Source organism: Cryobacterium sp. M96, assembly GCF_002929845.1.
Lineage (GTDB): Bacteria > Actinomycetota > Actinomycetes > Actinomycetales > Microbacteriaceae > Cryobacterium > Cryobacterium sandaracinum.
The window spans coordinates 48617-70548 of the sequence record NZ_PJJS01000041.1; the positions used below are offsets into that span (position 1 = coordinate 48617).

Sequence of the window (21932 nt, forward strand, 5' to 3'; positions counted from 1 at the left end):
CCTGAACCTCTCTTTCTTAGCTTTTGCCCCAACCCTCCCAGGGAGATACCCGGCATGACGACCGCAGTAGAGCGACCCTCGCTCAAGGCCAAGGAACGCCCCGGCGACCGCATCTTCGCCACGAGCACGATTGTGGCCGGCAGCCTCATCCTGGCAATTCTCGCCGCCGTAGCGGCCTTTCTGCTTGTGCAGAGCCTGCCGGCCTTCCTCGCCGACCCGGAGGAGTTCAAGGGCGACACCACCAACTTCTGGTCGTATGTCTGGCCGCTCGCGTTCGGCACACTCTGGGCGGCGTTCCTCGCGCTGATCATGGCCGTGCCCGTCGCCATCGGCATCGCGCTCTTCATCTCGCACTATGCCCCCCGCAAGCTCGCGCAGGGCCTGGGCTACCTGATCGACCTTCTCGCCGCCGTGCCCTCCGTCGTCTTCGGGCTGTGGGGCATCGGCGTGCTCGCGCCGCTCGTGCAGCCGTTCTACACGAACCTGGTCGAGTGGTTCGGCTGGATCCCCCTCTTTGCCGGCCCGGTTTCCGGCACCGGGCGCACGACGCTCACGGTCGCCATCGTGCTGGCTGTCATGGTCTTGCCGATCATCACGGCGTTGTCCCGGGAGATCTTCCTGCAGACCCCCGTGCTATACGAGGAAGCATCACTGGCCCTCGGCGCAACCCGCTGGGAAATGATCGCCATGGCCGTGCTGCCCTTCGGCCGTGCCGGGATCATCTCCGCCTCGATGCTCGGCCTCGGCCGGGCCCTGGGTGAAACCATGGCCGTCGCCATGGTGCTCTCACCGAGCCGGGACGTCATCTTCCAGCTCCTGACCTCGCAGAACCCCACCACAATCGCCGCGAACATCGCCCTCAACTTTCCGGAGGCGCACGGCGTCGGCGTCAATATTCTGCTCGCGACGGGTCTCATTCTCTTCGTCATCACGCTCGTGGTGAACATGATCGCCCGCGTCATCATCAACCGCCGCAAGGCATTCTCCGGAGCGAACTGATGAGCCTGACGACCACGACCTCGAACACGGCCGCGCCCCTGACGAACTCCCTCACCGCGGGCAAGCTTCCTCGGCACACCTCTCTGGCCGTGCTCCTGGCCAGCTGGCTGGTCACAGGCGCGTTCTTCTTCGTGGTGATGCTCTCCGGCGCTGCCGAGGGATTCAACATCGTCGGAACGCTCTTCTTCGGCACCGTCGTCTACTGCGTCGCCATCTACCTGCTCTCGTACTTCGTCGAGGGCGTGCGCAAGGCCAAGGACCGCCTGGTCACCGCCCTCGTGACCGTGGCCTTCGCGGTCGCCCTTCTGCCGCTCTTCTCGCTCGTCATAACCACCCTGGTCAACGGACTGCCGGCGTTCCTCACCCCGAGCTTTTTCACCCAATCCCAGCGCAACGTCGTGGGCGAGGGCGGCGGCGCCTTGCACGCCGTCATCGGCACGCTGCTGATCACCGGTGTGGCCACGCTCATTTCGGTGCCGATCGGCCTCCTGGCAGCGATCTACCTCACCGAGTACGGCCGAGGTCGGCTGGCTCGGGCGATCACGTTCTTCGTCGACGTCATGACCGGCATCCCGTCGATCGTCGCGGGACTCTTCGCGTTCGCCCTGTTCTCTCTTCTGTTCGACGACCCCGGCATCCGCTTCGGATTCGGCGGCGCCATCGCCCTCACAGTGTTGATGATCCCCGTCGTCGTTCGTTCGAGCGAGGAAATGCTCAAGCTTGTTCCCAACGAGCTTCGCGAGGCGGCGTACGCGCTCGGTGTGCCGAAATGGCTGACCATCGTCAAGGTCGTGCTGCCGACATCCCTCGCCGGGATCGTGACCGGGATCATGATCTCGATCTCCCGCGTGATCGGTGAGACGGCGCCGCTGCTGATCATCTCCGGGTTCACGGCCAGCATGAACTACGACCTGTTCAACGAGCGCATGATGACCCTGCCCGTGTTCGTCTACACCCAGTACGCCAACCAGGGCGCAGACACCCAGTCCTACCTCGACCGTGCCTGGGCCGGCGCCCTGACGCTCATCTTGATCGTGATGCTATTGAACCTGGGCGCGCGCGTCATCGCCAAAATCTTCTCCCCCAAGCTCGGCCGCTAGGCTCCACCTCCCGGCCTCGGCCGTCTGATCCAAAGGAATGCATGTCCAAGCGCATTGAAGTCAACGACCTCAACGTCTACTACAGCAAGTTTCTGGCTGTCGAAGACGTGTCGTTGGTGATCGAGCCTCGAACCGTGACGGCCCTGATCGGGCCCAGCGGATGCGGCAAGTCCACGTTCCTGCGCACGCTGAACCGCATGCACGAGGTCATCCCCGGGGCGTACGTCACGGGCGATGTACTCATCGACGGCAACAACCTCTATGGTCAGGGAGTCGACCCGGTGCTCGTGCGGCGCCAGGTGGGCATGGTGTTCCAGCGCCCGAACCCGTTCCCGACCATGTCGATCGGCGACAACGTACTGGCCGGCGTGAAGCTCAACAACCGCCGGATGGCCAAGTCCGACGCCGACGACCTGATCGAGAAGTCGCTGCAGGGCGCGAACCTCTGGAAAGAGGTCAAGGATCGCCTCGACAAGCCCGGCTCGAGCCTCTCCGGAGGCCAACAACAGCGCCTCTGCATCGCACGCGCGATCGCGGTGCACCCCGACGTCATCCTTATGGACGAGCCGTGCTCGGCCCTCGACCCGATCTCGACGCTGGCGATCGAGGACCTGATCGAGGAGATGAAGGCCGACTACACGATTGTGATCGTCACTCACAACATGCAGCAGGCATCCCGGGTCTCCGACCGCACCGGATTCTTCAACATCGCCGGCACCGGCAAGCCCGGCAAGCTGATCGAGTACGACGACACGACCACGATCTTCTCCAACCCGAGCGAGCAGGCCACCGAGGACTACGTCTCCGGCCGCTTCGGCTAAGCCCGGTTCCGTGCCTGGCGCGCGGACAGCACTGCGCCCTCGCTCCGCGCCCCGAACGAATTCGACGGAGATTCTGCCCTGAACGCGCCGATTACGCGTGAAACGGCACGATTAGAGCAGAATCTCCGTCGAACTGGTTAGCAAGCCGGCTGCGGGGCGACGCGCTGCGGTGGGGCGTCAGACGGTGCGGGCGAGCAGGGCGGCGTTGAGGGTGCGGGTGCGCTCGGAGTCGACGGGCATTGGTCTGCCATCGAGTTCGGTCACGTGCACGGCCAGGCGCAGGCTGGAGAGCAGCCACACGGCATCCGCCGACCGTAGCTCGTCGACGCTCATGTCGCGGTATTCCGTGCGCTCCCCTGCCGCCCGAAGGTGCTCGAACGCGCTCTGTTGGGTGGTGCCGTGCAGGATTGCTCCGCTCGGCAGGGGAGAGACGTAGACATCGCCCCTGCAGAGCATCACGGTCGAGGTGGGCCCCTCGAGCACGAAGCCGTCGTGGGTGAGGAAGATCGCGTCGTCGGCGCCGCGGCGGCGGGCCTCCCTGAGGGCGGCCATGTTGACCGCATAGCTGAGCGTCTTCGCGCCCATAAGGAGCCAGGGCGCCTGCTCTGCGACGCCGTGCGGGTAGCCGCGGTCCAGGGTGACCGCCCGGATGCCGTCCTCGCGGACGACGGCGAAGTCGGGCGCGGGGGTCGCGTGAAGCCAGGCCGTGGGTGCCGGGCCGGAGTCGACGCCGCGGCTGTAGACGAGTTTGAGCACAACTTCGCCCTCGTGCGGGACGCGGTCGACCACGTGCGCGATCGCGGCCAGCCACTGAGCCGTGTTCGGCTCGGGCAGCTCACAGGTCGCGGCCGAGGTGCCCAGCCGGGCAAGGTGTGGGCCGACCGCCTGAGGGTGGCCGCCGACCACGCCAAGTGTCTCGAAGACGCCGTCGCCCCGCTGGGCGCTCAACTCCCCCACCCGCAACGCCGGGGCATCCGAGTCCACCTCGTGGAACGTGTCGTCGAATTCCGTCTGCGGCGCGCCGGCGGGAACCGGGTCGAGGAGCAGGGTGAAGGGCAGCGTCGTTCGCCGAACAGTCATTTGACGAGCATAGAGGATCGGGTCAGGAGCAGGTCAGGATCAGGTCGGGATCGACTCAGATCAAGCAGCTCAGGAGCTCTGGATGGCGAGGATCGGGTCGCTGGTGGGCTGCTCCGAGCCGCCCTTAGGCTCGACCGTGACGCCGATCGTGTCGCCGGCGGTGAGGCTGCCGTCGAGCACGCGCCAGACGGTGCCGGTGCCGGTGCCGGACGAGTCGAAGATTCCGGCGGGAACCGGGCCGGAGCCGCCGATGTACCAGAGCTGGTAGTCCCGGTCGGACGGCAAGTCCGGCAGGTCGTCGACCAGGAGCGCTGAGAGTCCGCTCTCTTCGGACCAGACCAGGGTGGCTTCCTGACCGTCGGCGGTGGTCGCCGACGCGCGCTGGATGTCAGCGGCCGCCGTGATTTGCACGAGACCGGCCGCCTGGTCCTGTTCGAATTGGTCGGACTCCAGAGACTGGCCGACGAAGGTGCCGCCCGCGAAGAGGGCGACGGCCGCGGCGGCCGCCGCGAGAACGCCGACGGGCCGCTGGAACCAGCGCAGGCGGGCGCGCTCGGAGGCGCTGCCCGCTGCAGTGGCGCCTCGGATCGGAGCGGGATCGACGCGCGGCGCGGGGGTGGCCGGTGCCGTCTGATCGGCCGGCAGGGGCGCGAGCTGCGGCGTGGCGGCAAGTTTGGCCATCAGGGAGGCCCTGAGTCCGGCCGAGGGCTGCACGGGGGTGGCGGCAAGGCCCAGCGCCACCGCGGTGTCACTCAGCTCGGCCGCCTCGATGCGGGCCGGCTCGGACGCCTTGAGGTGCTCCTCATAGACGGCGGCCTCTTCCGCGCCCAGGGCGTGGAGGGCGTAGGCGCCGGCGAGCTCGCCCGGGTTCTGCCCTGCGGCGTTGCGGGTTTCGTCATTCCAGGTGTTGTCGCTCATGACGCCACTCCCAACTCGTCGCGCAGGCGGATCATGCCGTCGCGCAGCCTCGTTTTCACAGTTCCGAGAGGGATCTGCAACCGCTCGGCGACTTCACTCTGGCTGAGGCCGCCGTAGTAGGCGAGGCTGATCGCCTGGCGCTGCAGTTCCGTCAATCTGGACATCGCCTTTTCCACTCTTTCGTGCTCGATTCGTACTCCGACCGTTTCGGACACCTCGTCGTAGGCAACCGCAAGATCACGGATGCCGATTTTAATATCCCGGTCGCGGCTGGCCTGCGACGACCGAATCCGGTCGATCGCCCGGCGGTGCGCCATGGTCAGGATCCAGGTCGCCGCCCCGCCGCGCTGGGCCTCGTACCTCGTCGCCGTCTGCCAGATCTCCAGGAAGATCTCCTGCGTCACTTCCTCCGACTGCGAGGGGTCAACCAGAAGACGTCGAACGAGACCGAGAACACGCGAGGCCATCCGGTCATACAGCTCTCCAAATGCTCCTTCGTCTCCCTGCGCCACCCGGCCCAGCAATTCCTCATGGGAGACAGGAACAGTCCCCTCCCGGTTGACGTTGAATTCAGCACTCATGAGAACAAGCATCTCAGGTCTTGTCCACGTCCATGGTTCGGCGCGGAGACCGAATCGGATTGGTGTGTCACACCAGGCAGAGGAGGAGTGACGGCCGGACCGCAGAACGCCTCTCGGCGCGAGGCCGCTCACAGCGGCGAATATTGGAGCCCGGGGTTACTGCGGCCCGACCAGACTCCAGTGTAAACGACCCGGATGCGGATCGCGCACCCGGCGGGACGGCTCGCGGCCGATCAGTTAGACAGGTCAGTCCAGCGAGTCACTGCGCCAGAGCCGGGCGCAGGAGCCGAACTCCTGGGCGGTGGTGGAGAACCGGAGGGCACGGGTAGTCAGTTCGGTGGACCGGAGCGGTTCGGTCGTCTCCAGGTCGTCCGCGACGCTGGTGCAGCCGACGGAGATGACGCGGCAGAACGCCGCCGCGCGGTCGAGTGCCACGGCGAAATCCCCGGTGAAGATCCCCCGCAGGATCTGGTCGGCCAGGACGATGATCTCCGCCGTGCCCGTGGGCACCGCGGCCCCGGCAATGACCGGGTCGATCGCCACCGTGACTTCGGTTCCGCGCTGGTAGAGGAACGCCGTGCCCTCGGGATCCTGGCGGATGAGCAACCGCACCAGGTAGATCCGCCAGAGCGCCCCGGGCAGGCTGCGCGGCGTTGCCCGCGACCAGAGTTCGGCCACCGCGTCGACGCCGTTCTCGTCGGTGTAGGTCACGAGCCGCTCGACGATGTCGGGGTCAGGGTCGCTGCGCACGCGGGCCAAAAGCGCGTGCGCGGTTTCATGCGCCACCCGGCTGATCAGTGCCGGGTCTTCGCCCCCCTGGAAGGACTCGAATTTGCTGCCGGAGAACTGGGTCGGCTTGTGGAAATTCTCGGCCATGGCATCCTCCTGGGCTCGGTTTCGTGTTCGCTGTGGGCACATCCGTCTCGTCTGCAGAAAACCCTCTCCCACGGTACCTAGAAAAACGGATCCGAAATCCCCTGTACATTATTAACCGCGGGCCTCTAGCTCAGTTGGTAGAGCAAAGGACTTTTAATCCTTGGGTCGTCGGTTCGAGCCCGACGGGGCCCACTCACAGGATCAGCGTCGGTGCAGACCCGGGTCTCGCGTGGGCCCAGCATCGACTCCGGACTCCCGGCGAGCACCCAGCGATGATTCGGGCGGCGTTCGGGTAGCTCCTCCATACTTCTCTGACATGGTGCCGGGACGCCCGATGCCGGCGACCTGAGAAGGAGGCCCCGTGGGCAGAGTGAATGAAGAAGTTGAAATCGAGACCGGGATCATCACCCGGTACCGGCGTCACCCCAACGGACGCGGCCTGGTGTCCCCCAGCGCACGCGTGCACCCCGAGGCGTTCGTATCCCGAACCGCCTACGTGGAGAGCGGCGCGCGGGTCGGGGCGGAGGCGTGGATCGGCCCCGGCAGTTGGATCGACCAGGACGCGGTCATCGGTTCTCACGTGTTCATCGGCCAGAACGTGCACGTCGGCGCGGACGCCGTCGTCGGCAGCGCCGCGCGGCTGGGCAGCTATGTGCGGATCGGTCGCGGGGCACGGCTCAGCCCCGGAGCGGTCGTCGAACGCGATCTGCGGGTTCCGGACAACGCCGTGATCGGCGCGGCCCCGCGCACGCGCCTGTCGCCCGGATCGGCACCCGCCGGTGTCGCCCACGCCGCCTAGGGGTGCGTCTACGGGTGCGTCTACGGGCGCGTCTACGGGCGCGTCCGCTACTCGGCGGTGAACGGGCTTGCGAGTTCTCGCTGCACCATCAGCGCCAACTCGCGCAACAGCACGAGGTCGATGGTTCCTGCCGCCCTCGGCTCCGAGTCGAACACGCAGAGAGCCCCGATGAGCTCCCCCGACGGCGACTCGATCGGGAATCCGGCGTAGAACCTGATCTTCGGCTCGCCCACCACGAGTGGATTGTCTCGGAAGCGGTCGTCGAGGAGGGCATCCGGTATCACCATAGCCGCGGTGCCCGTGATGGTTACCTCGCAGAACGAATTGGACCGCGGCGACTCGGCATCGGCCACGCAGATGCGGGCCTTATGCCACTGGCGATCGCCATCGATCACCGTGAGCGCCGCGGACTGGGTGCCGAACAGGGTGCGCGCCAGTGCCGCGATGCGGTCGAAGCGCTCCTCGGGCGGGGTGTCGACGATCCCGAGCTGGTCGACCGCGAGCTGGCGCCGCGCCTCCTTCGCCCTCGCCTGGTCGTCGGAGGGCACCGGTTCGGCGTCAGGGGTCGCGACCCGGTCGGCGCCGAGGAGCGGCGCCATCCGGGAGGCGAGAACGTCGGCCCAGTGCGCATACGTATCCGTGGACCGGTATCGGCCCGGCGGCGGCGTCGGCGCCGCACTGGACGGTACGAACGCGACCCCGTCGCTGCTGTCGGCGACGAGCCGTACCGTCACCCGGTTCAGGAGCCGGCCGTGGTGGTCCGCCAGATTTCCGAGCCTGGAATCGAACACCGGGATCGACCGGATGGGCTGGATTCCCGCCACGATGATGCTGGTGCTGCGGGGCGATGACGCCGTGAGGAACCGGAGCAGATTCGCCAGATCGCGCCGCCAGGCCCGGGCGGAGACCAAGTTCACGGCCTCGTTCACGCCCAGGACCAGCACGATCGCTTCGAAACGGGTGAGCCGCACCCCGGTCAGCTCGAGGAGGGCCGTGGCGACGGTCATGCGGGGATTCGCGATGAGGTCGACGTCGACCCCGCGGCCGGTCTGCGCGGACAGGGCGCGGGCGAGCGAGCCGGGCAGGGCCAGGTTGTGGCTCACGACCCCGCGGCCGACCGCCAGCCCCGAACCGAGGATGAGGATCCGGTCGGGATCAATGCCCGCGGAGTGCGCTTGCGGAGCATCCGTGGGCATGGGGACATCGCCGAAGCCGCGCTCGGACGCGGCGGCCCAGGTGCGCATGGCGGGAGCCAGCGCCCATCGTATGAGTTCCCGCACAGATGCCCCTTTGTTGCTAAGACACAAGGGTGTATCCAAGACCGAATTTCAAGTATCCCCCATTCGGGGCGAGGGTCCAGGGCCGCGTCACACCAGTGCCACAACGGCCTGGGCGAGCGCGAAAATGACCAGGCCGGCGAGCGCGCCCACCACGGTGCCGTTGATGCGGATGAACTGGAGGTCCTTTCCGATCTGCAGTTCGATCTTCTCGGCCGTCTCGGCCGCGTCCCACCGCGCGACGGTTTCGGTGATCACCTCGGCGATCTCGTGCCGGTACCGGCGCACGATGTAGCTTGCACTGTCGGCCAGCCACCGGTCGACGCGGGCGCCGAGGGCCGGGTCGGTCGACAGTCTCCCGCCGACCTCCATGACGGTCGAGCGGATGCCCGTGCGCAACCCGCTCGAGGGGTCGTTCAGCGCCGCCGTCAGGGAGAACTTCACGGCCTCCCAGGTTTTGCTCGCGAAATCGCGCAGCCGGGCGCTGTCGAGCAGTTCGAGCTTGAGCGCCTCCACCCGTTCGATCATCGCCGGCTCGTGCTGCAGGTCGTCGATCACCTCGACGAGGTAACGATCGATGGCCTGGCGGAGCGGATGCACGGCATCCGCACGCGCGGTGGCCACGAAGGCGAGCACCTCCCGGTGCGCCTTGTCGTCGACCAGCTTGTCGACGAAACCGGGGAGCCAGGTCGGCAGGCGCTGGGACACGGCCCGCCCGAAGGCCTCCGGATGCTCCAACAGCCAGCCCTCGGCCCGTTCCAGCAGCAGGTCGACGGCGGCGTGCTGCTGCCCCGACTCGACCAGCCGCGCCCCCACGTGCCCGATTGTCGGACCCCACTCCGGCTTCAGCAGGTTCTCGCGGGCCACGGTTTCGATCAGCTCCTGGATCGCGTCGTCGCTGAGCAGGTTGAGCAGACCGGCGCCCGCCACCGCGACCTCGTCGGTGAGCCGACGCGCGTTCTCCTCCTGGGAGAGCCACGCGCCGAGCCGACGGGACGCACCCAGCGATTCGAGCTTGCCACGGATGACCGCCTCGGAGAGGAAATTCGTCTCGACGAATTCACCTAGGCTGGCCCCGATCTCGTCCTTGCGGCTGGCGATGATGTTCGTGTGCGGGATGCGCAGGCCCAGCGGGTACCGGAACAGGGCCGTCACGGCGAACCAGTCCGCTACGGCGCCGACCATGCCGCCCTCGGCCGCGGCGCGCACGTACTGCAGCCACGGGTAGCTCTCCTGCAGCGCGAACGAGGTGGCGAACACTACCGCCATCAGGAGAAGCAGGCCGATGGCGAGCCGCTTCATGCGGATCAGGGCCGTCAGGCGCACGGCGTCCGGCAGGCTCAGCGGCGGCCGGGCGGCGGCCGCCGCCCGTGCTGCACGTGGACCGGTCTCGGTCTGGTCTTTCTGCCTCATCTTCTCGGCCATCCTCCCAGACTGCCGGATCGGGGCCGGGGAGGGAAACCCGTCTTCCCTCGACCCCGGCGCGCTGCACACTCAGCAGTGGCAGTGTCCCTCTTCGACGGGCGTCGACGGCGGCACATCGAGCACCGGGCTGCGGTCGAAGAAGCCACCGGGCTTCAGCTTAAAACCAGCGGTGTTCACGGGCAAGATCGGCCAGGCCTCGATGCGCGGATAGTGGGTGAGGCCGAACGTGTGCCAGAGCACGATGTCCTGGCCGTCGATGTCGCGGTCGGCTTCGATGTAGGCATGCAGGCCGGCTCCGCCGCCTCGAACCTCAAGAAGATCACTCTCAAACTCGGGGGCAAGGCCCCCTCCATCATCACTGCGGACGCCGACATCGACGCGGCCGTCGGCGGCAACCTGGCGGGCGGCACGCTCAATTCCGGGCAGGTCTGCGCGGCCTACACGCGGTTCTATGTCAACAAGAAGCGCGAGGCCGAATTCGTTGAGAAAATGGCGGCCGGGGTCTCCGGCATGAAGCTTGGCGCCAGGATGGACCCCAGCACCCAGCTGGGTCCTCTGGTCTCTCAAAAACACCTCGACCACGTCGAACGGATGGTCACGGTCGGCCGTGCCGAGGGCGCGGAACTCGTGACCGGTGGCGCCCGGGCCGGCGAGGTCGGCTTCTTCTTCCAGCCGACGATGTTCGCCGGTGTGCGCGACGACATGGCCATCGCGACCGACGAGGTCTTCGGGCCGGTGCTCTCGATCATGTCCTAGACAATGACGACGACCTGCAGGAGCTCATCAACCGGGCCAACGACACCGACTATGGGCACGCCGCCACGGTCTGGACGAAGGACCTCGAGAAGGCACACCGCCTGGCCAACGGCATCCGTGCCGGTGCGAACTTCGTGAACATGCCACCGGTGCCGGATATGGCCGCGCCGTGGGGCGGGTTCGAGACCGGCGGCTGGGGCAACGAGATGGGTCCGGATTCGATCGACGCGTACACGCAGGTCAAGGGCGTCTGGATGCACTACGGCAGCTAGCCGCACGGGTTTTTCGCGGCATCCGTTCGTTTTCACTCACTCGTCAACTCAATGAGGAGTAAACCCATGACGACCACTCGCAGTACCCCTCAGTCCGACTTCCGGACCACCCTACGCACGGGACGCCTCGGTGTGATCGGCATCGTCTTCTTCGTGGTCGCGGTGGCCGCACCGCTCGTGGGCATGACCGGTGCGGTCCCGGTCGCGATCGTTCTCGGTAACGGCGCGGCCGCCCCGGGCGCCTACCTCGTGGTGGGCGTCACCCTGCTGCTGTTCAGCGTCGGCTATGCCGCGATGAGCCAGCGCGTCACCAATGCCGGAGCCTTCTTCGCCTATATCGGCCGAGGCCTCGGCCACCAGCTCGGCAGCGCGTCGGCCTTCGTCTCGATCCTCGCCTACCTCGCCATCCAGCTCGCGATCTACGGGTTCTTCGGCGGACTGCTCGGCGCCCAGGTCGGCCTGCTCCCCTGGTGAGAGTGGACGTCGGCGCCAAGGTGCTCGGCGTGCTGATGCTGCTCGAACTCCTGGCACTGGTCGTCACCTCGGTCGCCATCCTGGCCGACGGCGGGCCGGAGGGCCTGAACTTCTGGGCCTCGTTCGACCCGGCCGCGATCCTCGCCGGCGGGCTGGCCGGCTCGGCGGGCATCGCGTTCGCCTTCGCGTTCGCGTCCTTCATCAGCTTCGAGGCCACCGCAATCTACGGCGAGGAATCCAAGGACCCGAAGACGGTGGTCCCCCGCGCCACCTACCTGGCGGTCGGAGTGATCACGGCGCTGTTCGCCCTGACGGCGTTCGCCATGGTCACGGGAATGGGTGCATCCTCGGTCGTCGAGAAGACCGTGGAGCTGTCGAGTCTCGACGGGGTTCCCCTGGCCGACCCGGCCGCGGTGCTCTTCTCCCTCGCGACCCAGTACGTGGCACCGTGGATGGCCACCGTGATGGGCGTCCTGGTGATCTCGAGCCTGTTCGCCGGACCGCTGGCCTTTCAGAACGCGGCCAGCCGGTACCTCTTCGCCCTCGGCCGCGGCGGCGCGCTGCCCGCGCCGCTCAGCCACGTCAACGGTCGCGGCGCCCCGAGCACCGCCTCCCTCGCCACGTCGGTCCTCACGGATCTCGTCATCGTCACCTTCGCCGTCTTCCGGCTCGACCCGGTGCTCAACATGTTCTACTGGTTCAGCGGTCTCGCCGTGGTGGCGATCGTGCTGATCGAGATCCTCGTCTGCATCGCGGTGATCGCGTTCTTCCACCGCAATGCGGGCAGCGAGAACGTGGTCCAGACCATCATCGCCCCGGTGCTGGCCACCATCGGTCTGATCCTCGGCGAGTACCTGCTGATGAGCCGCTTCGGGCTCCTCTCCGGCACGGTGGCCAAGGGCGTGGACCCGACGATGTCATCGTGGTGCCTGAGCCCGATCGGCTGGGTGCTCGTGTCCCTGCCCTTCGTGCTCCTGCTCGTCGGCTACCTGCACTCCCTCTGGTCGCACACCGAGAACGAGGCCCTGGTCAAGGACGTCCTCTCGTAGCCGGCAAGCCGTGAAACGGGGTGACCGCCGCGAGGCGGACACCCCGTCTCTCTGCCCGTCGGACCGTGATGGGCGCGGTGATGCCGGGTCAGAGGCGGAATCCCTGGTGGCGGATGCCCCAGCGCACAGACCACGACTCCCCTGGTTCGACCCAGCGCAGCCCCGCGCCCGAATTGAAGGCATTCGCAGGGGCCGTCATCGGCTCGATCGCCACCGCCAGGCCCAGGAACGGGCCGCCCGGCCCCGGGAAGGGGAAGTTGCGCGGCGTGAAGACCTGAACGTTGCGGATGTTCCGGTCGCCCCAGATCGTGACGCTGCGGCCGTCAGGCGCGGTCAAGGAGGCCACGCTGGCGGTGCCGGACTCCTCGCCGGTCACGTCGGACCGCACCTCGGGAGCCTCAGGCCCCACCCCGCCGAAGCCGTCGTCGAGATCGACGTCGCCCACCCGGCACCCCGTGCGCAGGTCGAACCTGGTGCCGACGACGGAAGATTCCCCGACGGGGTTTTGCCGGTCGTCGACGTCGATATGGGTGCGCGCCGCGATCGTGAGCACGAGGTCCTCGGTGGGAACGCCGCCGATCTTCGGGTACGGATGCGCGCCGAGCGCTACCGGGGCCGCGTCCCGGCCTACGTTCCGCACCGTGTGGGTGACCGCAAGACCGTTGTCGGTGAGCGCATACCGCACGGTCGTGTCGAGCAGGAACGGGTATCCGGCCTGCGGAAAGACCGTGGCGGCCAGAGTGACCGAACTCGGGCTGCGGTCGAGCATGCGATAGGACGAATACCGAAGCAGGCCGTGGATCGCGTTTTGCTGTTCCGGCTCGGTGAGCGGCAGCCGCTGCATGACGCCCTGGTGCCGCCAGAGGCCGTCCCGGATGCGGTTGGGCCACGGCATCAGCACGATGCCGGCGCCCCACGGCGGGGTGGCCTCGGCCGCGAACGGCTCGACGAGGTCTATGCCGTCCACGGAATACAGCCGGAGGCCGGCGGCCACCTCGGTGACGATCGCCAGCGCAGGCCCACTCGGCGTGGCTACCCTCAACTCATACTGGAAACCCGTTGCAGCGCGCATAGTGTCAACCTACTCCGGCTGCAGAACGGTCAGGCCGGCCTCGCGGAGGGGCGCGAGCATGACCTCGTCGGCCGCGGCATCCGTCACCAGGGTGTCGAACGCGCGCAGCGGGCCGACCTGCCCGAGGTGTACCTGGCCGAGCTTGGAGGCGTCGGCCACGACGACCGCCCGGGTCGCGGCGGCCAGCATGAGCGTTTTGACCCCAGCCTCGGGGAGGTTGATGTTCGTGACCCCGTAGCCGGCATCGACGCCGTTGCAGCCGATGAAAGCCAAATCGGCGTGAACCTGGCTGAGCACCGTCCGTGCGAGTGGCTCGACCAGGGAGTGCTGCAGCGGGCGGAGCGAACCGCCCGTGACGATCACGGTGAACCGAGGGATGGCCGGCTCGAGGGCGAGGGCGATGCTGAGCCCGTTCGTGATGATGACGACGTCGGTCAGATCGGTGCGGGCCAGCAGCGCGTGGGCGATAGAGAGGGTGGTCGTGCCGACGTCGAGGAGGATGCTCTGCCCGCTCGTGACGAGGGCCGCGGCGAGCACGCCGATCTGCTGCTTGGGCAGCACGGATGACGCGAGGGCCTCCTCGAAGGAGAACTCCCGCAGCGGGCGGCCGCTGAGTGGCGCGGCCGGAACCGCCCCGCCGTGCACGCGCTGCACCGTCCCGGCGGACTCAAGCACGTCGAGGTCGGCCCGCGCCGTGACGCCGGACACTCCGAACGCCTCGCGCAACTCGCGCACTCGTACGAAACCGCGCTCCCCGACGAGGCGCTGGATCTGCTCCCGCCGCTGGTGGGCCGGGAGCGTGTCGCGGTCGCCGGGCCGGTCGCTCACGTCGATGAGGTCGGCCGTGGCGGTCGATTCGGTCGATTCGGTCGATTCGGTCGATTCGGTCGATTCGGTCGATTCGCGAGAAGCCATACCCAATCTTCACTTAGTTTACTTTGGTTATCAACCTGAAAGACCTGGTTTCACATGTGCAAATCAGATAACGTTGTTTTCGCCATGAACACACCAGACTTCGTAGCCGACACCGGCATCATCCGTCACCGCCACACCCTCGCCGATGGCCGGGACCTCATCTACTTCGATGACCCGCAGTCCAGCCTGCCGCCGGATCGGGCGGCCGACCTGCGCGAACTCGACCCGCGCCCGGCCACCGCCCGGATGCGCCAGGACCCGCTCAGCGGCGAATGGGTCTCGATCGCCGCCGCCCGCCAGAACCGCGTGTTCCTGCCGCCCGCACACTTGGACCCGCTCGCCCCGTCGACGCCGGGGAACCCGTCAGAGGTGCCCAGCAACTACGACGTGGCCGTGTTCGAGAACAAGTCGCCCTCGTTCGGGCCCCTCCTCACCGACGCCGACGCCCCCGCCGGGCTCGACGACCTGAACACCATCGGACTGAACCGCGTCCGCACCTCGGTCGGCCGCTGCGAGGTCGTCTGCTTCAGCCCCGAGAACGAGGGCTCGTTCGCGAGCCTGTCGGTCGTGCGCTCCCGCACGGTGATCGAGGCCTGGGCCGAGCGCACGTACGCCCTGTCACAGCTACCCGGCGTGGAACAGGTCTTCCCGTTTGAAAACTGCGGCGAGGCGATCGGCGTCACGCTGCACCACCCGCACGGCCAGATCTACTCCTACCCCTACGTCACGCCGCGCACCCAGCGCGTGATCGCCTCCCTCGACCAGTACGGACCAAACCTGTTCGCGGACATCCTCGCCAGCGAGCAGGCCGGGGGCCGGGTCATTCTGACCGGCGAGCACTGGACCGCCTTCGTGCCGTTCGCCGCGCGCTGGCCCATCGAGGTGCACATGCTGCCGCACCGGCACGTGCCCGACTTCGCGGCGACCAGCCTGGCTGAGCGCGATGAGCTCGCCGTGCTCTTCCGGCGGCTGTTGCGCGGCATCGATGCCCTCTACGACACCCCGACGCCGTATATCGCGGCCTGGCACCAGGCCCCGGTCTCGGTGCGCCGCGACGAGATCCGGCTGATGCTGCAGGTGACGAGTCCTCGCCGGGCCGCAGACAGACTGAAGTTCCTGGCCGGGTCGGAGGCCGCCATGGGCGCCTGGATCGGAGACGTCACGCCCGAGCAGGCGGCCGACAACATTCGCCGCGCGGTCGAACGCTCCGCCGGGACGGACGCGACCGAAGCGGCGGCCGGCGCCGCGGCATCCGTTCCCGCTAGCAGCACCACACTCGAAAGGCAGGCCCACGCATGACCGATCTCATCCAGACCGTGACGGATGGCTTCACGAGCCGCTTCGACGCGGCCCCGGCCGGACTCTGGTCGGCCCCCGGCCGCGTCAACCTGATCGGCGAGCACACCGACTACAACGACGGGTTCGTGTTTCCCTTCGCGATCAACCGGCGCACGCTCGTCGGGCTCGGCCTGCGCGGCGACCGCCAGCTGCGGGTGGCGAGCTCGTTCGCCGCGGAAACGGTGGAGCTCTCCCTTGACGACCTGACTCCGGAGAACCTGGCCGGCTGGTCGGCGTACCCGCTCGGCGTGGCCTGGGCCCTCGGCCAGTTCGGCGCCGACCTGGCCACCCGGCCCGGATTTGACGTGTTCATCGACTCTGACGTGCCGATCGGGGCCGGACTGTCGTCCTCCGCCGCGATCGAGAGTGCGGTTGCCGTGGCCCTGAACGACCTCTGGCAGCTCGGACTCGACCGGCGCATGCTCGCCCGGGTGGGCCAGCTGGCCGAGAACCGGGCCGTCGGGGCTCCCACCGGCATCATGGACCAGTCCGCGTCCCTGCTGGGCGAGGCCGACTCCGCCGTCTTCCTGGACTGCCGCACCCTCGAGGCCGAGGTGATCCCGCTCGGCTTCGACGGGGCCGGCCTCGACCTGCTGATCATCGACACGCGGGTAAGCCACGCGCACTCGACCGGCGGGTATGCCTCGCGCCGGGCATCCTGCGAACTGGGTGCACGGATGCTGGGGGTCCCCTCCCTGCGCGACCTCACCGTGGACGACCTCGGCCGGGCCGCCGACGTGCTCGACGACGAGACGTTCCGCCGGGTGCGGCACGTGGTCACCGAGAACCAGCGCGTGCAGGACACCGTGCGCACCCTGCGCGAGCAGGGACCGACCGCGATCGGCGCCCTCCTGGACGCCTCGCACCTGTCAATGCGGGACGACTTCGAGATTTCCGTGCCCGAACTCGACCTCGCCGTGGAGACCGCGCGCGGCACCGGGGCAATCGGCGCCCGGATGACCGGCGGCGGCTTCGGCGGCGCCGCCATCGCCCTTACCCCGCGCGCCCTGATCCCCGCGGTTACGGCGGCGGTCACGGCCGCGTTCGCAGCCCGGGGCTTCGCGGCCCCGGACCTGTTCGTGGTGCGCGCGGCCGACGGGGCGGCGCGGGAGCAATAACACAGCGGGAACTCGCCCCACGTGGCTAATTCAGGAGAAGTCGTGCCGCCGCCCGTGCGCATCCACAGACCTGTGCGGGTGCGAACGAGGTTCGGCGGGGATCTCCTGAGTTAGCCACGCACGCGACGGCCGAAACCGGTGCCCGGGGTCGAGGCGGCGCCCAGCGGCGGCGACGTGCCTAGCCCCTCGCGCCGGCGTTGAGTGTGATCGTGTCGAGGCCGCCGTCGACGACCCCCCAGTCGTCCAGAATCGCCTCGTAGGTGCCGTCGTCGACCAGCGACTGCAGCGCAGCCTGCACGGCCTCGGCCATCCCGGAATCCTTCTGCACGGCCATACCGTATGGTGCCGCCTCAAACGTCTCTCCCGCGGTCTGCAGCTTGCCCGTCAACTGTGCGATCCCGTAGAGGGTGACCGGGGAGTCGGCGCTGAAAGCGTCGGCCTGGCCCAGCGCGACGGCATTCGCCGCGGCATCCTGCGTGTCGAGGGGGATCTTCTGGATCGGCGGTTTGCCGGCGGCGACGCAGGCGTCACTCTTCGCCGGGATCTCGACGGTGTCCTGGTAGGTCGTGGACTGCACGGCGACCTTGAGTCCGCACGCATCGTCGGGGTCGACGGTCGTGCCCGCGGGCGAGGCCCACTGGATGCCTGCGAGGTAGTAGTTCACGAAATCGACTTGCTTTTCACGCTCCGCCGTGTCGGTGAAGGACGACATGCCGACGTCGATCTTGCCGCCGACGACATTCGGGATGATGTTCTCGAATTTGGCCACCGTGTACTGGGCCTCGAGCCCGAGCTTGGCGGCGATCGCATCACTCAGGTCGATCGCCCAGCCGATCGGTTCACCGGCGTCGTTTTTGAACTCGTTCGGCGCGTAATTCGGGCTGGTGCCGAAGACGAGCTTGCCCGGGGTCGCGGTCGTTTCCGGGAGGAGCGCGGCGGCCTCCTCGTCGGTGGTCACCACCTCGGCCGCGGATCCCTCCGTGACGCCAGTCGTCGGAGTGGAGTTGTCCACGCAGGCGGTAAGCAGGAGGGCGGCCACGGCGGCCAGGGCCGGGAGAGCATGTCGAGCGCGCATTGAGCATCCTTTGTGAATTTTTCGCCATCGAAGTGATCAGAGGTGCAACTCTGCCGAGTCTATGTTCAGTGCCGGTCGCGCCCGGGACGTGCCGGGCATCCGTCGCCGTACGCCGCCGAACTGTGACTTTGCCCACCGGCGAGGGAGCCATTCTCCCGGCCCGGCGGTGCGCGAGTGGCGGAGATCAGGCCGTCGGGATCTAGGGCGAGACGGCGGTGGGCTCGCCGCCGGTGATTCGCACGAGTTCGTCGAACGTGGTCGGGAACACGGTGTGCGCGTGGCCCGCAGCCGCCCAGACGACCGGGAATTCGGCGAGGGCGACGTCGACCAGGGTGCGCAGTGGCGACGGATGTCCCAGCGGCGCGACCCCGCCGATCACCTGACCGGTGGCCTGCCTGACGACATCCTTCGAGGCACGTCCGATCGTGCCGCCCAGTCTGTCCCCCAGCCACGCCGCATCGACCCGGTGAGCCCCCGAGGTGAGCACGAGCAACGGCTCACCATCGAGGGTGAAGACGAGCGAATTCGCGATGGCGCCGCGCGAAATACCGAGCGCCTCCGCGGCGGCGGCGGCGGTTGTGGCCGCATCGTCGAACCAGCGAATTTCCGGGTCCAGGCCGTGGGCGCGGAGAGCCTCCCGAACCCGATCGACGGACGGATGCGCGGAATTGACCATGCCGAAATCCTAGAGCCTGCACGCGAGGCAGCCCGATAGGCTGACGCGTATGACTGCCGACAGCGCCGCCCGCATCATCACCCTGCCCGACCGACCCGGACCGGTCGTGGCCGAGACCGCCTACGTCGCCCCGGGCGCCGTGGTCGTCGGCAACGTCACCCTGGCCGAACACGCCAGCGTCTGGTACAACGCCGTGCTGCGCGCCGAGGCGGAACCCATCCGGATCGGCCCCGGCTCCAACCTGCAGGACAACGTCTCCTGCCACGTGGACCACGGATTCCCGCTGATCGTCGGCCGGAATGTGTCCGTCGGGCACGGGGCAGTGCTGCACGGCTGCACGGTCGAGGACGGCTCGCTGATCGGCATGATGGCGACGGTGCTGAACGGCGCCGTCGTCGGTTCCGGGTCCCTCGTCGCCGCCGGAGCCGTCGTGCTCGAGGGCACCGTCATCCCGCCCAGATCGCTGGTCGCCGGCGTTCCCGCCAAGGTGCGGCGGCCCCTGACGGATGAGGAGGTGGCCGGCCTCGGCCACAACGCAGCGGAGTATCTGCGTCACTGCGCCCTGCACGCCTCGGTGACGGCGCTGCCGCAGCGCTGAGCCGGTCTGCCTCACGGTCGCGGCGCGGGCTACGGCTCACGGCGCAGGGAATACCGTGCGCCGGCTTCCACAGCGTGCGCCGCGACGGCGGTACCACCGAGCCTCGCCCGCACGGCCACCTGCGCGAGCCCCGAGAGGCGACCGTTACGAGGCGACCGCCCGTGGCGCCCGACTACCTGCTGAGCGACAGCTCGGCTGCCTTCACCACGTTGCACAGCAGCATGGCACGGGTCATCGGGCCGACGCCGCGCGGATTCGGGGACAGGAAGCCGGCGACGTTCGCGACACCCGGGTGCACATCACCGGTCAGGGTGCCCTTGCCGGTGATCGGGTCGGTCACCCGGGTGATGCCCACGTCGAGCACGGCGGCGCCGGGCTTCACCCAGTCCGCCTGGATCAGGTGCGGCACGCCGACGGCGGCCACGACGATGTCGGCGCGCCGCACCTCGCCGGGCAGGTCTACCGTGCGGGAGTGCGTCAGGGTGACGGTGGCATCCAGACCCTTGCGGGTGAACAGCAGTCCGAGCGGGCGCCCGACGGTGAGGCCGCGCCCGACGACGACGACGCGCTGGCCGACGATCGGCACGTCGTAGCGGCGCAGCAGCTCGACGATGCCGGCCGGAGTGCAGGGCAGCGGCGAGTCCAGCTCGCCCTCGATGCCGAGCACCAAGCGGCCGAGGTTCGTCGGATGCAGGCCGTCGGCATCCTTCGACGGGTCGATCAGTTCGAGCATGGCGTTGTCGTTGTGGCCGACCGGCAGCGGCAGCTGAATAATGTAGCCGGTCACCTCGCGGGCGGAGTTCAGGTCGGCGATTGCGGCGCGCACATCGGCGCTGGTCGCCGACGCGGGCAGGTCGACCCGGATCGATTCAATGCCGACCTCGGCGCAGTCGCGGTGCTTGCCCGCGACATACGAGCGCGAGCCCGGGTCATCGCCGACCAGGAGCGTGCCGAGCCCGGGCACGATCCCGTGCGCGCGCAGCTCCGCGATCCGGTCGATGAGCTCGGTCTTGACCACGGAGGCGGTCGTGACTCCGTCGAGGGTTATTGCCGTCATTGTGGATCCATTCAGTCGGTCATTCTGACGTTTGCAGGTGCGCAGGTGCCGAAGGCGCGTGCGAATCCGACGGGGATTTTGGGCAACACGCCGGTGACGGATGCCTTCAGCGGGCTTTCGCAGCAAAATCTCCGTCGAAATCGTTCACAGGCCGTACGCCAGGGTGCGGAGCCTGCGGCGTTGACACCCGGGTCGAGGGCGGCCGGGTGCGCGGCGGACGTTACTGCTGCAGACCGGGGTACAGCGGGAAGGCCTCGGTAAGCACCTTGACGCGGGCGCGGAGGCCCTCGATGTCGGCGTCGGGCTTGAGCGCCTCGGCGATGACGTCGGCGACGACCGTGAACTCCTCATCGCCGAAGCCACGGGTGGCCAGGGCAGGGGTTCCGATGCGCAGGCCGCTGGTGACCATCGGCGGGCGCGGGTCGAACGGCACCGAGTTGCGGTTGACCGTGATGCCGACCGCGTGCAGGGCGTCCTCGGCCTGCTGTCCGTTGATCGGCGAGTTGCGGAGGTCCGCGAGCACGAGGTGCACGTCGGTGCCGCCGGTGAGCACGTCGACGCCGCCGGCGCGCGAATCATCCGCCATCAGACGGTCGGCGAGGATGCTGGCACCGCGCAGGGTGCGCTCCTGACGTTCCTTGAACTCGGGCTCGGCCGCGAGCTTGAACGCGGTCGCCTTGGCGGCGATCACGTGCATCAGCGGGCCGCCCTGCTGGCCGGGGAACACGTTGGAGTTGAGCTTCTTCGCCAGCGCCATGTCGCGCGAGAGGATCAGACCGGAGCGGGGACCGGCGAGGGTCTTGTGCACGGTGGTGGACACGACATCCGCGTAGGGAACCGGCGACGGGTGCAGGCCGGCGGCGACGAGTCCGGCGAAGTGGGCCATGTCGACCCAGAGCAGGGCGCCGACCTCGTCGGCGATGCTGCGAAAGGCCTCGAAGTCGAGGTGGCGCGGGTAGGCGGACCAGCCGGCGATGATGACCTTGGGCTTGGTCTCGAGTGCCGTCTCGCGCACGACGTCCATGTCGACCAGGAAGGTGGTCGGGTCGACGCCGTAGGCGACGGGATTGTAGAGCTTGCCGGAGAAGTTGAGCTTCATGCCGTGGGTGAGATGGCCGCCGTGGGCAAGTTCCAGACCGAGGATGGTGTCGCCGGGCGTCGCGATGGCCGAGAGCACGGCGGCGTTCGCGGTGGCGCCGGAGTGCGGCTGCACGTTGGCGTACGCGGCGCCGAAGAGGGACTTGGCCCGGTCGATGGCGAGCTGTTCGGCGACGTCCACGTACTCGCAGCCGCCGTAGTAGCGGCGTCCCGGGTAACCCTCGGCGTACTTGTTGGTGAGCACGGAGCCCTGCGACTGCAGCACAGCGCGCGGCACGAAGTTCTCGCTGGCGATCATCTCGAGGTAGTCGCGCTGGCGTCCGAGCTCCTGCTCGAGAACGGCGGCGATCTCGGGGTCGACGACCTCAAGGGGCTCGTTGAATGTGGACCGCAGAACGGTGGATGGCACGGATTCGGGCACGGGGTCTCCTCAGACTTCTTGTTTAACGACGTGATGATCAATCGTCGTGGCCCAGGCGTGCGGTCACTAACCGTGTCAGTCGCTCCCCGATGGTGACCCATCTTTCGTGCTACGCCAGTCGCGACAGAGACGATCTT

Annotated in this window: 23 protein-coding genes, 1 tRNA gene, 1 pseudogene and 1 riboswitch; of the genes and pseudogenes, 12 read left to right on the forward strand and 13 right to left on the reverse strand. The window is 68.2% G+C overall.

What is annotated here, in order from left to right; all coding sequences use genetic code 11:
* Positions 1-54 precede the first annotated feature (54 nt).
* The 3 genes from pstC to pstB are packed head-to-tail and all read left to right on the forward strand — an operon-like array spanning position 55 to position 2920.
* The gene (gene pstC, locus CXY79_RS05560; protein ID WP_104100157.1) at positions 55-999 is read left to right on the forward strand and encodes a phosphate ABC transporter permease subunit PstC; all 945 of its coding nucleotides are present in this window, start codon (positions 55-57) and stop codon (positions 997-999) included.
* Complete coding sequence (pstA, locus tag CXY79_RS05565; RefSeq protein WP_104100158.1) at positions 999-2099, forward strand: phosphate ABC transporter permease PstA; 1101 nt, start codon at positions 999-1001, stop codon at positions 2097-2099. Before pstC ends, pstA begins: the two co-directional genes overlap by 1 nt.
* A gap of 41 nt (positions 2100-2140) precedes the next feature.
* Complete coding sequence (gene pstB / locus CXY79_RS05570) at positions 2141-2920, forward strand: phosphate ABC transporter ATP-binding protein PstB (protein WP_104100159.1); 780 nt, start codon at positions 2141-2143, stop codon at positions 2918-2920.
* Positions 2921-3097: 177 nt separating this feature from the next.
* Here the strand turns inward: pstB and CXY79_RS05575 are convergent, their stop codons facing one another.
* From CXY79_RS05575 to CXY79_RS05590, 4 genes are all read right to left on the reverse strand, one after another.
* Positions 3098-4000, reverse strand: coding sequence for an aminodeoxychorismate lyase (locus CXY79_RS05575; RefSeq protein ID WP_104100160.1), 903 nt, complete (start codon positions 3998-4000; stop codon positions 3098-3100).
* 69 nt (positions 4001-4069) lie between these two features.
* Complete coding sequence (locus CXY79_RS05580; protein WP_104100161.1) at positions 4070-4918, reverse strand: anti-sigma factor domain-containing protein; 849 nt, start codon at positions 4916-4918, stop codon at positions 4070-4072.
* Positions 4915-5499: an ECF RNA polymerase sigma factor SigK gene (gene sigK, locus CXY79_RS05585; RefSeq protein ID WP_104100197.1), complete on the reverse strand. Its 585-nt coding sequence runs from the start codon at positions 5497-5499 to the stop codon at positions 4915-4917. Before sigK ends, CXY79_RS05580 begins: the two co-directional genes overlap by 4 nt.
* A 246-nt stretch (positions 5500-5745) precedes the next feature.
* The gene (locus CXY79_RS05590) at positions 5746-6375 is read right to left on the reverse strand and encodes a DNA-directed RNA polymerase subunit beta (protein ID WP_104100162.1); all 630 of its coding nucleotides are present in this window, start codon (positions 6373-6375) and stop codon (positions 5746-5748) included.
* 119 nt (positions 6376-6494) lie between these two features.
* Between CXY79_RS05590 and CXY79_RS05595 the strand changes: the two genes are divergently transcribed.
* Both CXY79_RS05595 and CXY79_RS05600 read left to right on the forward strand, forming a co-directional pair.
* Positions 6495-6567 (forward strand) — tRNA-Lys (locus CXY79_RS05595).
* A 169-nt stretch (positions 6568-6736) separates the two neighbouring features.
* Entirely contained in the window at positions 6737-7174 is a 438-nt protein-coding gene (locus tag CXY79_RS05600) for a hypothetical protein (protein WP_104100163.1), read from the forward strand.
* A gap of 47 nt (positions 7175-7221) precedes the next feature.
* Here the strand turns inward: CXY79_RS05600 and CXY79_RS05605 are convergent, their stop codons facing one another.
* From CXY79_RS05605 to CXY79_RS05615, 3 genes and pseudogenes are all read right to left on the reverse strand, one after another.
* Positions 7222-8418 (reverse strand): GAF domain-containing protein, encoded by a 1197-nt coding sequence (locus tag CXY79_RS05605; protein WP_104100164.1) that lies wholly within the window; start codon positions 8416-8418, stop codon positions 7222-7224.
* A gap of 123 nt (positions 8419-8541) precedes the next feature.
* Positions 8542-9864, reverse strand: a complete 1323-nt coding sequence (locus CXY79_RS05610) for a DUF445 domain-containing protein (RefSeq protein ID WP_104100198.1) — start codon at positions 9862-9864, stop codon at positions 8542-8544.
* An 81-nt stretch (positions 9865-9945) separates the two neighbouring features.
* Positions 9946-10179: pseudogene (locus CXY79_RS05615) on the reverse strand (histamine oxidase); the annotation flags it as partial.
* Here CXY79_RS05615 and CXY79_RS16720 point away from each other — a divergent pair.
* The 4 genes from CXY79_RS16720 (at position 10159) to CXY79_RS05625 (ending at position 12427) form a co-directional block, all read left to right on the forward strand.
* Positions 10159-10632 carry an aldehyde dehydrogenase gene (locus CXY79_RS16720; protein ID WP_255409019.1) on the forward strand — a complete coding sequence of 158 codons (474 nt, stop codon included), beginning with the start codon at positions 10159-10161 and terminating at the stop codon, positions 10630-10632. The pseudogene CXY79_RS05615 and the gene CXY79_RS16720 sit on opposite strands and share 21 nt — an antisense overlap.
* Before the next feature lie 26 nt (positions 10633-10658).
* Complete coding sequence (locus tag CXY79_RS16725; RefSeq protein WP_304466189.1) at positions 10659-10904, forward strand: aldehyde dehydrogenase family protein; 246 nt, start codon at positions 10659-10661, stop codon at positions 10902-10904.
* 66 nt (positions 10905-10970) lie between these two features.
* Positions 10971-11378 carry a hypothetical protein gene (locus CXY79_RS16415; protein ID WP_233191279.1) on the forward strand — a complete coding sequence of 136 codons (408 nt, stop codon included), beginning with the start codon at positions 10971-10973 and terminating at the stop codon, positions 11376-11378.
* Complete coding sequence (locus CXY79_RS05625) at positions 11375-12427, forward strand: APC family permease (RefSeq protein ID WP_233191281.1); 1053 nt, start codon at positions 11375-11377, stop codon at positions 12425-12427. The genes CXY79_RS16415 and CXY79_RS05625 overlap by 4 nt, the downstream gene beginning before the upstream one ends.
* Before the next feature lie 88 nt (positions 12428-12515).
* On the opposite strand, the gene CXY79_RS05630 is transcribed toward CXY79_RS05625, so the two are convergent.
* Together CXY79_RS05630 and CXY79_RS05635 are read right to left on the reverse strand one after the other, a co-directional pair.
* A complete protein-coding gene (locus CXY79_RS05630) occupies positions 12516-13499 on the reverse strand; it encodes an aldose 1-epimerase family protein (RefSeq protein ID WP_104100165.1) in 984 nt (327 codons plus the stop codon).
* 9 nt (positions 13500-13508) lie between these two features.
* Positions 13509-14414 (reverse strand): DeoR/GlpR family DNA-binding transcription regulator, encoded by a 906-nt coding sequence (locus CXY79_RS05635; RefSeq protein ID WP_104100166.1) that lies wholly within the window; start codon positions 14412-14414, stop codon positions 13509-13511.
* Positions 14415-14498: 84 nt separating this feature from the next.
* Here CXY79_RS05635 and galT point away from each other — a divergent pair, with 84 nt between their 5' ends.
* Complete coding sequence (gene galT, locus CXY79_RS05640) at positions 14499-15713, forward strand: galactose-1-phosphate uridylyltransferase (RefSeq protein WP_104100199.1); 1215 nt, start codon at positions 14499-14501, stop codon at positions 15711-15713.
* Positions 15710-16870: a galactokinase gene (gene galK / locus CXY79_RS05645; protein WP_104100167.1), complete on the forward strand. Its 1161-nt coding sequence runs from the start codon at positions 15710-15712 to the stop codon at positions 16868-16870. Before galT ends, galK begins: the two co-directional genes overlap by 4 nt.
* A gap of 178 nt (positions 16871-17048) precedes the next feature.
* On the opposite strand, the gene CXY79_RS05650 is transcribed toward galK, so the two are convergent.
* The gene (locus CXY79_RS05650) at positions 17049-17945 is read right to left on the reverse strand and encodes an ABC transporter substrate-binding protein (RefSeq protein WP_104100168.1); all 897 of its coding nucleotides are present in this window, start codon (positions 17943-17945) and stop codon (positions 17049-17051) included.
* 199 nt (positions 17946-18144) lie between these two features.
* On the reverse strand, positions 18145-18621 hold the full coding sequence (locus tag CXY79_RS05655; RefSeq protein WP_104100169.1) for a YbaK/EbsC family protein: 477 nt from the start codon (positions 18619-18621) through the stop codon (positions 18145-18147).
* A gap of 49 nt (positions 18622-18670) precedes the next feature.
* Between CXY79_RS05655 and CXY79_RS05660 the strand changes: the two genes are divergently transcribed.
* A complete protein-coding gene (locus tag CXY79_RS05660; RefSeq protein WP_104100170.1) occupies positions 18671-19219 on the forward strand; it encodes a gamma carbonic anhydrase family protein in 549 nt (182 codons plus the stop codon).
* A gap of 172 nt (positions 19220-19391) precedes the next feature.
* On the opposite strand, the gene CXY79_RS05665 is transcribed toward CXY79_RS05660, so the two are convergent.
* Positions 19392-20276: a bifunctional methylenetetrahydrofolate dehydrogenase/methenyltetrahydrofolate cyclohydrolase gene (locus CXY79_RS05665; protein ID WP_104100171.1), complete on the reverse strand. Its 885-nt coding sequence runs from the start codon at positions 20274-20276 to the stop codon at positions 19392-19394.
* Positions 20277-20496: 220 nt separating this feature from the next.
* The gene (gene glyA, locus CXY79_RS05670; RefSeq protein ID WP_104100172.1) at positions 20497-21795 is read right to left on the reverse strand and encodes a serine hydroxymethyltransferase; all 1299 of its coding nucleotides are present in this window, start codon (positions 21793-21795) and stop codon (positions 20497-20499) included.
* 42 nt (positions 21796-21837) lie between these two features.
* Positions 21838-21927, reverse strand: a riboswitch (ZMP/ZTP riboswitch).
* Positions 21928-21932: the final 5 nt, after the last annotated feature.